Here is a 12,591-nt window from a genome sequence, read left to right as displayed (position 1 = left end):
AGTTAAGGGCTTAAGGCTAAGGGCTTTAAGCCAATAAAAAACGGAGCCTAAGCTCCGTTTTATCTGAATTGCGAATATAAACGCTAAGCGGGCACTAAGTGCTAAGTACTAAGACACCAACTCTTCTTTCTCTTCGTAGCAGAACGTCAATTGCTCACTGTCTTCATCCAAATCAACTCGGGCAATACCGCCTTGCATTAACTCACCAAACAATAGCTCGTTGGCCAACTGCTTTTTCACTTGCTCTTGAATCAAGCGCGCCATTGGTCTTGCGCCCATGGTTTTATCATATCCACGACTCGCCAACCATTTACGGGCTTTTTCACTGATTTCCAGAGACACGCCTTTGCTGTCGAGTTGCGCTTGAAGTTCAACGATGAACTTATCAACCACTTGTTCGATAACCTCTTCAGGTAGGTGGTTAAACCAAATAATCGAATCAAGGCGGTTTCTAAACTCCGGTGAAAACACGCGGTTAATTTCTGACATCGCATCATGCGAATGATCTTGCTGCTTGAAACCAATCGATTTACGGGTAGTTTCCTGTACACCCGCATTGGTTGTTAGCACCAGAATAATGTTACGGAAATCCGCTTTACGTCCATTATTATCGGTTAGTGTACCGTGGTCCATAACCTGCAATAAGATGTTGTAAATATCACTGTGAGCTTTTTCGATCTCATCCAGTAACACCACTGAATGCGGGTGTTTAATAACCGAATCGGTCAGCAAACCACCCTGCTCATAACCTACATAACCAGGAGGCGCACCAATTAGACGACTTACCGCATGTTTCTCCATGTATTCCGACATATCAAAACGCAGTAATTCTACGCCCAATTGATTGGCTAACTGCTTGGTTACCTCGGTTTTACCGACGCCGGTAGGACCAGAGAATAAGAAAGAGCCAACTGGCTTCTCTTCCTGACCAAGGCCTGCGCGAGACAAACGAATCACTGAAGTTAAACTATCGATAGCCTCATCTTGGCCGAACACCACCATTTTTAAATTGCGGTCAATGTTCATTAAGTTGTCTTTCTCAGTAGACGATACCGATTTCTCAGGAATACGAGCGATATTGGCTACCACAGATTCAATATCGCCAATGTTGATCACCTTTTTACGTTTCGACGGCACAACTAACTGTTGTTTCGCACCGGCTTCGTCAATGACATCAATCGCCTTATCTGGCAAAAATCGATCATTGATGTATTTGCTTGATAGCTCCGCCGCCGCTCTTAACGCTTTATTGGTGTATTTAACACTGTGATGTTCTTCGTACTTATCTTTCAAGCCGATAAGAATCTTGGTGGTCTCATCAATCGTCGGCTCTTTAATGTCTATTTTTTGGAAACGACGCGCTAGTGCGCGATCTTTCTCGAAAATGGTTGAAAATTCTTGATACGTGGTCGAGCCCATGCAACGTAATTTGCCAGACGATAACAAAGGTTTAATTAGGTTCGACGCATCCATCATACCGCCGGATGCTGCACCAGCACCAATGATGGTATGAATTTCATCAATAAATAAAATCGCGTGTTTGTCTTTTTCCAAATCTTTAAGCAGTGATTTAAAGCGTTTCTCAAAATCACCACGGTATTTGGTACCGGCCAGTAACGCGCCCATATCTAAAGAGTAAATGGTTGCATCCGATAAAACCTCTGGCGCATCACCATCAACAATTTTCTTCGCTAAGCCTTCAGCAATAGCGGTTTTACCTACCCCGGCTTCACCGACAAACAAAGGATTGTTTTTACGACGACGGGATAGTACTTGAACGGTTCGTTCTAATTCGCGGGTTCGACCTATCATAGGGTCGATTTCACCTTTTTGCGCCAATACATTTAAATTGGTGGCATAGGTATCGACGGTTTTTGCCTCTTCTGGGGCAACGGTTTGTTGCTCTAAACCAGCCGGCGCATCATTTTGTGAGCCCGTTTTGGCAATACCATGAGAAATATAATTAACAATATCAAGACGGGTGATGTCTGATTTTTTCAGAAAATAGGCTGCCTGAGATTCTTGCTCAGAAAATATCGCAACCAATACATTGGCACCGTTGACTTCGGTTTTACCTGACGACTGCACATGAAATACCGCGCGTTGTAATACGCGTTGAAACCCTAAGGTCGGTTGTGTTTCACGTTCCTCATCGCCCTGAGGGATAACTGGCGTTGTTTCGCCAATAAAGTTTAGTAATTCCATTTTTAACTTTGGAATATCGCCGCCACAGGCATTGATCGCTTCCACAGCTTCTGGATTTTCCAGTAGTGCGAGCAACAAATGTTCGACCGTCATAAATTCATGACGCGAATCTTTCGCCTGACGAAACGCCAAATTTAACGAAATTTCTAAATCTTTATTCAACATAGGCGTACTCCTGATACTACTTACTTATAATTCTGAGAACTGTTATTTCTCATTCTTGTATCGAAAACTCTATACCTTTTCCATGGTACACATGAGTGGGTGTTGATGTTTGCGCGCATATTTGCAAACTTGATCAACCTTGGTTTCTGCAACATCGACGGTAAAAATTCCACAACTGCCTTTACCCTTATAATGTATTGTAAGCATAATCTGCGTTGCTTGATCACTATCCATGTTAAAAAATCGAGATAATATTTCTACCACAAAGTCCATTGGGGTGTAATCGTCGTTTAAAAGAATAACACGGTACATCGGCGGACGTTTGACCTTTTCCTTGTCCTCTTTTAGGGCTTCTTGACCAGTTCCGATCTCTTCTTTTACCTTACCCATAAAGTAATAATAGCCTCATAGTTGATTAATGGAGAACTGTTTTTAAAAAAAATTTATTAAAAAAAACCAATAATTTACCTTGACTAATCGCTCAAATTATCTAAATTTTTAAAAGTGACTAAATTTTAGACACGCAATTTATTTAAGAAGTTTCAATGCCTCTTAATTTGAATTTGTCTAAGCAAGTTTATATGTGGCTATATTAACGCTGATACAGTGAAAATAACAGTGCCAAAATAAACGCAAGGTTGGTCACTTATTATAACAAGATACCGAATCAGAAAGAAGGAAGTAGGAAGTATGGCACACGGCACAGTAAAATGGTTTAACAATGCCAAGGGTTTCGGTTTTATTCGTCCAGAAGAAGGTGGTGAAGACATTTTTGCTCATTACTCTACCATTCAAATGGAAGGCTATCGAACTCTAAAAGCGGGTCAGTCAGTTGATTACGAACTAAATCAAGGACCAAAAGGCCAACATGCAGCAAGTATTAAACCAGTAGAAGACGAATAATTCGTTTAATACAGTGGGCATAGCAAATTAGATATCGTTATACGATATGTGATTTGCGCCCTCGCGTTTACTTCCTACATCTTATTTTCTGGTGATTTTTTAATTGCCGGGTGTTTTTGTCATCTATTAAATCCGACGAGTCGCACAGGTGCGCTAAGCGTTAGATGAAAAAACTGGATGCATTAGAATAGAAAAAAGCTGAAAGCATTACGCTTTCAGCTTTTTTTATGGTTCTAAAGTCGAATCAGAAAATTATAAAGACTCGATTGTAGAATTTAATGTCGCACTTGGACGCATTGCTACCGCAGTAGCCTCGTTACTTGGCATGTAGTAACCGCCAATTTCATTGGCTACGCCCTGGGCTGAATTCAATTCATTCACAATTGCCGCTTCGTTAGATGTTAATGCGTCAGCTAAAGGAGCGAAACGCGCCTTCAATTCTGCATCTTTATCTTGTGCCGCCAATTCCTGTGCCCAGTACATGGTTAGATAAAAGTGTGAACCACGGTTATCAATCTGACCTAGCTTACGTGCAGGAGACTTGTTTTCTGCAAGGAATGTCGCAGTCGCTGCATCTAAGGTATCCGCTAAGATTTGTGCTTTTGCATTACCGGCAAAATTACCTAAGTGCTCAAATGACGCCGCAAGTGCTAAGAATTCACCTAGTGAATCCCAGCGTAAGTAGTTTTCTTTTTCAAACTGTTGAACGTGCTTAGGCGCAGAACCACCAGCACCGGTCTCGAACAAACCACCGCCATTCATTAATGGTACGATTGATAGCATTTTCGCTGATGTACCCAATTCTAGGATTGGGAACAAGTCTGTAAGGTAATCACGCAATACGTTACCGGTAACAGAAATCGTGTCTTCACCATTTTTCATGCGCTCAAGTGAGAACTCAGTAGCTTCTAATGGTGCCAAAATACGAATATCCAAACCATCAGTGTCATGGTTAGGTAAGTATGCTTCAACTTTCTTGATAAGTTGAGCATCGTGAGCACGTTCTGAATTTAACCAGAATACCGCTGGTGTATTGCTCAAACGAGCACGGTTAACAGCTAGCTTAACCCAGTCTTGAACAGGTGCATCTTTCACCTGACACATACGCCAGATATCGCCTTGCTCAACATCGTGTTGCATTAACACGGTGCCGTCTTTGTCTTCTACACGCATGGTTCCGTTCGCTGCAACTTCAAACGTTTTGTCGTGTGAACCGTACTCTTCAGCTTTTTTCGCCATTAGACCAACGTTAGGGATGGTACCCATAGTACGAGGATCAAATGCACCGTGTTTCTTACAAAAATCGATGGTTGCTTGGTAAACGCCGGCATAACAACGATCAGGAATAACCGCAATGGTATCTTGTAATTCGTCGTTTTTATTCCACATGCAACCAGATGAACGAATCATGGCTGGCATTGACGCGTCAATGATTACGTCAGATGGCACGTGAAGGTTGGTAATACCTTTGTGTGAGTTAACCATGGCCATGTCTGGGCGCTCTTGGTATAGCGCAACGAAATCAGCTTCGATTTCAGCTTGCTTGTCAGCAGGCAGGCTGGCGATTTTAGCGTAAACGTCACCGATACCGTTGTTTACATCAACACCTAACTCAGCGAATAGCTCAGCGTGTTTCTCTAATACGTCTTGGTAGAATACCGACACACAGTGACCGAAAATGATTGGGTCAGAAACCTTCATCATGGTCGCTTTCATGTGTAATGAGAACAAAATGCCCTGCTCTTTAGCTGCAGCGATTTGCTCAACTAAGAAAGTACGTAATTTGTTTTTGTTCATGCTTGATGAATCAATGATCTCACCAGACTCAAGCGCTAAACCTGATTTTAATACGGTGTCATTACCATCGGCATCACGATGAATGATGTTCACAGATGTGGCATCAGCAATTGTTACTGATTGCTCTGAACCGAAGAAATCACCGTCAGTCATGCTGGCAACGTATGATTTAGAGTCTGCTGACCACTCACCCATTGAGTGTGGGTTGTTTCTAGCGTACTGCTTAACTGACGCTGGCGCACGACGGTCTGAGTTACCTTCACGTAATACTGGGTTAACAGCTGAGCCCAGTACTTTCGCGTACTGTGCCTTGATAGCCGCTTCTTCATCATTCTTTGCTTCTTCAGGGAAATCAGGTAACGCGTAACCCTTTTCTTGCAATTCTTTAATCGCTGCTTGCAATTGTGGAATCGATGCACTGATGTTTGGCAGTTTAATGATGTTCGCTTCTGGCGTTTTTGCCAATTCACCTAACTCAGCTAGAGCATCACCGATGCGTTGCTCTTCAGTAAGGTATTCTGGGAAGTGCGCTAAAATACGACCTGCTAATGAAATATCTTTCGTTGTTACGTTGATGCCAGCGGTTGCAGCATACGCTTGAACGATAGGTAAAAATGAGTACGTTGCTAACGCTGGCGCCTCATCAGTGATGGTGTAAATGATGTTAGAATTATCAGTTGTCATGTGATTTCCTATTTTATGCGTTGGCCATCTGTTGTGACCGGAATTCTTTTTGCCGACTTTGCCGAAACGAATTGAACCACGCCATAATACAGTGGCATGTAGACTGGCAAAACGACGAGTCTGTCATTGTCTGAGGGCCGATTGATAACCGCCGATTTAGGCCTATCTGAGCAGGCGTAAATAGTCAGACATAAAGCGTCTAAAGAGTCATTATTTTAATCGGGCGCTAGTATAGCAATATGCGATAGATTAAAATAGTACTCTTATTTATATAGGGTATTCATCAGGCTTATATTGGTCATTGACCAAAGTCATTCAACGGAACCTTAATCAATACCGACATGGACCAGATAATTGACTGATTCAACACACAAAACGCGTTCAAACAAGAGACCAAATAAATCTCAGTTTACTGCTGCAGGCAGTCAAACCAAGCATCGAGATACAAACAAACCAGGTAAAAGAGCGCCGTACAATAAGGTTGGCAAAAAGACAGCGGCGAAACCTAGGCCGTCAAAGCAAGTCATTGTTTTATTTAATAAGCCTTTTGATGTATTAACCCAATTTACCGATGACGCGAATCGCGCCACATTAAAAGACTACATCACAGTCAAAGATGTCTACGCTGCAGGACGATTAGATAAAGACTCTGAAGGCCTCTTGGTATTGACCAATGACGGCCAATTGCAACACAAGCTCGCCAGCCCCAAATACAACAAACGCAAAACCTATTGGGTGCAAGTCGAAGGTGACGTAACTGAGCAGGCCATTGCCCAGTTATGCAAAGGTGTTGAACTCAAAGACGGCTTAACCAAACCCGCAACGGTCAAGCGATTATCTGAACCAGATTTATGGCCAAGGACGCCACCGATTAGAGAACGTAAGAATATTCCAACCAGTTGGTTAGAAATCATATTAACCGAGGGCAAAAATCGTCAGGTTCGCCGTATGACTGCGCATGTTGGCTTTCCAACCTTGCGCTTAATACGAGTGAGTCTAGGCCCCTATCAACTAGGTGATATAAAACCCGGCGAGTTTCGTATAATCGAAAACACACAATAAAGAGTCCCTACATGAGCCAGTTTAAACCCAATACAACCGTCGCCGGCATTATTCATTGCCAAGGTAAGTTTTTGATGGTGGAAGAGATAGACAGTGATCAGGTTGTCTACAATCAGCCAGCAGGACACATCGAAGCCAATGAAACCATCTATGACGCGTTTGTACGCGAAGTAAAAGAAGAAACAGGTTTAAGCGTTACCCCGTCAGGGCTCAGCGGTATTTACTACAACCACCGCGCCGATCTCGACATTTACTATGTCCGCTTCTGTTTTATTGTCGAGTTAGATCAGTGCCTTAACGCAACGCCAGAAGACGACGATATCATTGCTTGTCATTGGCTGAGCTATCAACAAATCATCGACAAACAAGCGCAATTACGCAGCGTTATGGTAAAAAAATGTTTAGATGATTACGTTAATGGCGCCAGATTCAGTCTCGATATTCTGCAAGAAGACATCAGCTAATCGATGATTCGCGCTAACTCGCTTGATTCATTGACAATAAGGCAACGAAAATTAACCAAATAGTCGCTAAATTTTAATGTTGTTTTAAGGTTTTCATGTTAAAATGCGCGCCATTTTTAACAGCTGTGGAAATTTACATCCTTGAACATCGAATCCAACACAGATAACAGTAACATCAAAGTCATCGTCGGCATGTCCGGTGGTGTTGACTCTTCTGTATCCGCTTACTTGCTACAACAGCAAGGCTATCAAGTGGAAGGCCTGTTTATGAAAAACTGGGAAGAAGACGATGATGATGAATATTGCGCTGCTGCTGAAGATTTAAAAGATGCACAACAAGTGTGTGAAAAACTCGGCATAGAACTGCACACCATAAACTTTGCTGCAGAATACTGGGACAATGTCTTTGAATACTTCCTTGAAGAGTACAAAGCCGGTCGCACACCAAACCCAGATATCATGTGCAACAAAGAAATCAAGTTCAAAGCATTTTTAGAATTTGCCTGTGAAGACTTAGGTGCAGATTACATTGCAACCGGTCATTATGTTGATCGTCGACTCAATGACAATGGCAAATATGAAATGCTACGTGGTCTTGATGCCAATAAAGATCAAAGCTATTTCTTATACACCTTAAGCCATGAGCAAGTTGGTCGTACCCTATTTCCCGTTGGTGGCATCGAAAAGCCAGAAGTACGCGCTATCGCTGAACGTGAAGGTTTAGTCACTCACGATAAAAAAGACTCGACCGGTATCTGCTTTATCGGTGAGCGTAAGTTTCGTGATTTTCTTGGCCGTTACCTGCCAGCACAACCTGGTAAGATTGAAACCGCTGAAGGTAAAGTCATCGGTGAGCATCAAGGTTTGATGTATCACACGCTAGGGCAACGTAAAGGTTTGCATATCGGTGGTATGGCAGACGCTGGCGAAGAGCCATGGTATGTGGTCGAAAAAGATCTAAAACGTAATGTCTTGATCGTAGGCCAAGGCAAAAATCACCCTCGCCTGTTTTCAAACGGATTACTTGCTTCGCAATTGCATTGGGTCGACCGTCATGATGTTGCCGTGGGCGAGACATTCAATTGCACGGTTAAGACCCGTTATCGCCAAAACGATGTGCCGTGTCAGGTAACACGACTTGATCAAGATAACTATCAGATCCTATTTAACAACGCACAAAGCTCCGTCACGCCAGGTCAGTCTGTGGTGTTTTATCAAGACGAAGTATGTTTAGGTGGCGGTATTATAGATACCCTTATTCGAGATTAAACGGTTAATTAGCAGCGTATGAGTATTGAACAACAATCACTAACCTTTGCAGGCATATGCCAATCTGCGGCGATGGTGCAAGGTATTGCTCGTAAAAACCAATTGGATGACCAACAGTTCGTTGTGATGTTGCAAAGTATTATCAATACCAATCCAAGCGATGCCATTGACGTATATGGCGGACAGTTCGATAACATACAACAAGGTTTATCGCTTATTGTCACGCAACTGGGTGATGGCTCGGTACAAAAAGACCCAGAGATAACACGCTACATCGTCAGCTTGTTAAATCTAGAGCGTCGACTTCAAGGTAAGCCTAAGATTATGGCCGAGCTCGGTAATCGCATTGAACAATGCCAACGCCAATTGCAACACTACGATATCAATAGCGATACCATGCTGAACGCATTTGCCAGCATCTATTCCGATCTTATCAGCCCGTTGGCAACGCGCATTCAAATAGCCGGTGAACCCAACATATTAAAACAAGTGGGTAATCAACACCGCATTCGCGCCCTACTATTAGCCGGCATTCGCAGTGCCGTGCTTTGGCGTCAAGTTGGCGGAAAACGCCGCAACATATTATTTGGTCGACGCAAATTTGTCAGCGCCGCCCAGCAACTATTAAAAAATGAACCTTAACTTTTTGGGAAAACCTATGGAACTTTCAAGCATCAGTGCTATTTCACCAGTAGATGGTCGTTACGGCAGTAAAGTAAAAGCTTTGCGTCCTATCTTTAGTGAGTTTGGTCTAATCAAATACCGCGTAACTGTAGAAGTTCGCTGGTTACAAAAACTGGCTGAAACTGACGGCATTAATGAAGTACCTGCTTTTTCAGCAGACGCTAACGCCGTGCTTAACGCTATCGTTGATAACTTCTCTGAACAAGACGCGGCTCGCGTTAAAGAAATCGAAGCAACGACCAACCACGATGTGAAAGCCGTGGAATACCTATTGAAAGAAAAAGTTGCTGGCAATGAAGAACTTGCAGCAGTTTCTGAATTCATTCACTTTGCTTGTACATCAGAAGATATCAATAACCTATCGCACGCGCTAATGCTAAAAGAAGCCCGTGAACAGGTTATTTTACCGGCTATGGATGACGTTCTAGCGGCAATCAAAAACTTGGCGGTAGAGTATCAAACCATTCCAATGATGGCGCGTACCCACGGTCAGCCAGCTAGCCCATCTACCATGGGTAAAGAAATGGCCAATGTGTATGTACGTTTACGTCGTCAACGTGATCAAATCGCCAATGTTGAATTGTTAGGTAAAATCAATGGTGCTGTTGGTAACTACAATGCACACCTATCGGCATACCCTGAAGTAAACTGGCATGAGTTTTCAGAAACCTTCGTTACCTCGTTAGGTGTAACTTGGAACGCGTTTACAACGCAAATCGAACCACATGACTACATTGCCGAGCTATTTGATGCGGTTGCCCGTTTCAACACCATCTTGATTGACTTTGATCGTGATGTTTGGGGCTATATTGCCATGGGTCACTTTAAGCAAAAGACTATTGCTGGTGAAATTGGCTCGTCGACAATGCCGCACAAAGTTAACCCAATCGACTTTGAAAACTCTGAAGGTAACTTAGGTATTGCCAACGCTATCATGGCTCACTTGGCACAAAAACTACCGGTTTCTCGCTGGCAACGTGACCTAACTGACTCAACCGTACTACGTAACTTAGGTGTTGGTTTTGCCCACTCATTGATTTCATATCAAGCCACCTTAAAAGGTATCAGCAAGTTAGAAGTCAATGAGCAATCATTACTTAACGAGTTAGACGCTAACTGGGAACTATTGGCAGAGCCAATTCAAACAGTAATGCGCCGTTACGGTATCGAAAAGCCATACGAGAAACTAAAAGAGTTAACTCGTGGTAAGCGAGTTGATGCAGAGTCTATGCGTGCCTTTATCGATGGCCTTGATATGCCACAAGAAGCACGAGACGAATTGAAAAAAATGACACCAGCGAGCTATATCGGTCGTGCCATTGAGTTCATCAACGAATTATAAGTAGCGACGTTTACCCTGTTGTATTGCGGCAGACTATTAGCGTTATAGCCGCCGTTAGCAACATTTAACGACACTGCTTAATGCAAACCTGTAAAAGCCCAACATCCGTTGGGCTTTTTTGTGTGTTATCAAACATTATCCGAGTGCTTAGTGTTGTTCACTCTATAGTTCTTACTCCGCTGTGGTTTTAAGGCTATAATAGCCGACAACAACCTCTAATCGTTTTAAACTCATACCATGCAAATACAATTTAACGACCTTACCCCTGAGTTATTCCTCGAAAAGTATTGGCAAAAGCAGCCATTGATCATCAAAAACGCGTTTAAAGATTTCACCGATCCGATTGATGCGAATGAACTAGCAGGCCTTGCTATGGAAGAGTTTATCGAGTCTCGCATCGTATCCAGCCATAATGACAGATGGGATGTAAAACATGGTCCATTCGAGGATTTTAGTGAATTCGGTGATGCTAATTGGACATTATTGGTACAGGCAGTAAATAATTGGTTTGCCGGCGTTAATCAATTAATTGAGCCATTTACGTTTATTCCAAACTGGCGAATAGACGATGTGATGGTCAGTTTTTCCACACCTGGTGGCGGTGTTGGCCCACACCTAGATCAATACGATGTATTCATAATTCAAGGCGAAGGTAAACGACGCTGGCGCGTTGGCAATCCGGATGCCAGTTTACAACAATTACTGCCCCATGAAGATCTAAAACAAGTCAGTGAGTTTGAGGCTGTAATTGACGAAATTACCGAGCCTGGTGACTTGCTGTACATTCCACCAAACCACCCTCATGATGGCGTAGCAATCGATCATTCTGTCAATTACTCGGTTGGTTTTCAGGCTCCGAATCCACAAGAGTTAATTTCTGGTTTAGCTGACTATCTTATTGATAATCAATTACTTGAAGACAGGTTTGATGACAGTCAACGAAAGACAACCAGCGCACCCAATATACTAGCTGACGACGATGTGACCTTGTTGCAACAAGTGATGCACAGCGCCATCAACGATAAGCATATATTGCAAGACTTTCTTGGTAAGCAAATGACTCAAGTACATCATACCTTGAACCTATTAGTGCCAACAGAAGAGTTAACTTGGCCGGTGATCGAATCGATATTTTCCGAGGGTGAAACCCTGCAACCAGTGCTTGGTTTAAAATGCTTATTAATTAACGAAAATGACCATCAAGCGATGTATGCAAATGGCGAGGCTTTTGCTCTAGACGAGGACACCCTTGCGCTTGCACAAAAATTGACAAGCAAGCACCCTTTGACATCCGATGACTTAGAAAGTTCCTCCGACTGTTTGAAAAACACCCAGTTGTTAACTAGCCTTATAAATAAGGGGCTCTGGACATTTGAGTAGGCGAGTTAGTGGTATTTATTAACGCACGTTAATAGCAAACACCATAACCTGTGTTTTCAAACTGACTAGAGTGTGCGTCGATGCTTTGTATTGACGCCGTTACTCTTTGGTTAATGATGCGGAACAGGTTATGTCTTACCAAATTAATATCGTCAATTGGCGCGATGCGGAACAGCAATTAAAAGCTGTTCGTGAGAAGGTGTTCGTATTTGAACGTCGTATCCCACGAAATGTCGAATTTGATCGTCATGATCGCCGAGCATTTCACGTATTAGTCGTCGATAAGAGCACCGCAGAGCCCATCGCCACAGGACGTATTACCAGTCAGGGCGAGATATCGAGAATATGCGTGGTTATCTCGAAGCGAAAGACCCCCGTCGGTAAAGACGTTATCAACACCCTCCTCAACATTGCCCGCCGAAAAAAATTAAAAGAAGTTTTCATCAACAGTTCATTAGACGCCGTCGATTATTTTGCAAAACACAATTTTAGGCCGATAGGCGGTGTATTTATGGAGGCTGGTGTGCCAAGGCAGAGGATGATATGCAGTCTTTCGGATGTAAGTCTTAAGCGCTTTTACTTATCTCACTAACCGTTGTGAAGTCAGCTCAAGGGGATAAAAGCGCTTATTGTCGC

At 43.0% G+C, this 12,591-nt stretch carries 11 protein-coding genes; 8 read left to right on the top strand and 3 right to left on the bottom strand.

Annotated features, from left to right (window positions below):
• Positions 1-108: 108 nt before the first annotated feature.
• Positions 109-2,370: an ATP-dependent Clp protease ATP-binding subunit ClpA gene (gene clpA / locus E2K93_RS16995; protein WP_135440234.1), complete on the bottom strand. Its 2,262-nt coding sequence runs from the start codon at positions 2,368-2,370 to the stop codon at positions 109-111.
• A 69-nt stretch (positions 2,371-2,439) separates the two neighbouring features.
• Positions 2,440-2,760 (bottom strand): ATP-dependent Clp protease adapter ClpS, encoded by a 321-nt coding sequence (gene clpS, locus E2K93_RS16990; RefSeq protein WP_135440233.1) that lies wholly within the window; start codon positions 2,758-2,760, stop codon positions 2,440-2,442.
• A gap of 300 nt (positions 2,761-3,060) precedes the next feature.
• Between clpS and cspD the strand changes: the two genes are divergently transcribed.
• Complete coding sequence (gene cspD / locus E2K93_RS16985) at positions 3,061-3,273, top strand: cold shock domain-containing protein CspD (RefSeq protein ID WP_135440232.1); 213 nt, start codon at positions 3,061-3,063, stop codon at positions 3,271-3,273.
• A 252-nt stretch (positions 3,274-3,525) separates the two neighbouring features.
• Here the strand turns inward: cspD and E2K93_RS16980 are convergent, their stop codons facing one another.
• Positions 3,526-5,754, bottom strand: a complete 2,229-nt coding sequence (locus tag E2K93_RS16980) for an NADP-dependent isocitrate dehydrogenase (RefSeq protein ID WP_135440231.1) — start codon at positions 5,752-5,754, stop codon at positions 3,526-3,528.
• A 354-nt stretch (positions 5,755-6,108) separates the two neighbouring features.
• Between E2K93_RS16980 and E2K93_RS16975 the strand changes: the two genes are divergently transcribed.
• From E2K93_RS16975 to E2K93_RS16945, 7 genes are all read left to right on the top strand, one after another.
• A complete protein-coding gene (locus E2K93_RS16975) occupies positions 6,109-6,816 on the top strand; it encodes a pseudouridine synthase (protein ID WP_135440230.1) in 708 nt (235 codons plus the stop codon).
• 11 nt (positions 6,817-6,827) lie between these two features.
• Positions 6,828-7,280: an NUDIX hydrolase gene (locus tag E2K93_RS16970; protein ID WP_135440229.1), complete on the top strand. Its 453-nt coding sequence runs from the start codon at positions 6,828-6,830 to the stop codon at positions 7,278-7,280.
• Positions 7,281-7,427: 147 nt separating this feature from the next.
• Complete coding sequence (gene mnmA / locus E2K93_RS16965) at positions 7,428-8,549, top strand: tRNA 2-thiouridine(34) synthase MnmA (protein WP_267128082.1); 1,122 nt, start codon at positions 7,428-7,430, stop codon at positions 8,547-8,549.
• Positions 8,550-8,567: 18 nt separating this feature from the next.
• A complete protein-coding gene (gene hflD / locus E2K93_RS16960) occupies positions 8,568-9,191 on the top strand; it encodes a high frequency lysogenization protein HflD (protein ID WP_135440228.1) in 624 nt (207 codons plus the stop codon).
• 16 nt (positions 9,192-9,207) lie between these two features.
• Positions 9,208-10,575 (top strand): adenylosuccinate lyase, encoded by a 1,368-nt coding sequence (gene purB, locus E2K93_RS16955; protein ID WP_135440227.1) that lies wholly within the window; start codon positions 9,208-9,210, stop codon positions 10,573-10,575.
• Between the two features lie 237 nt (positions 10,576-10,812).
• The gene (locus tag E2K93_RS16950; RefSeq protein ID WP_135440226.1) at positions 10,813-11,955 is read left to right on the top strand and encodes a cupin domain-containing protein; all 1,143 of its coding nucleotides are present in this window, start codon (positions 10,813-10,815) and stop codon (positions 11,953-11,955) included.
• A gap of 130 nt (positions 11,956-12,085) precedes the next feature.
• A complete protein-coding gene (locus E2K93_RS16945) occupies positions 12,086-12,547 on the top strand; it encodes a GNAT family N-acetyltransferase (protein ID WP_135440225.1) in 462 nt (153 codons plus the stop codon).
• Positions 12,548-12,591 lie beyond the last annotated feature (44 nt).

This window comes from Thalassotalea sp. HSM 43, from assembly GCF_004752005.1.
Taxonomy (GTDB): Bacteria; Pseudomonadota; Gammaproteobacteria; order Enterobacterales; family Alteromonadaceae; genus Thalassotalea_A.
This window is presented reverse-complemented; position numbering and strand designations above follow the sequence as displayed.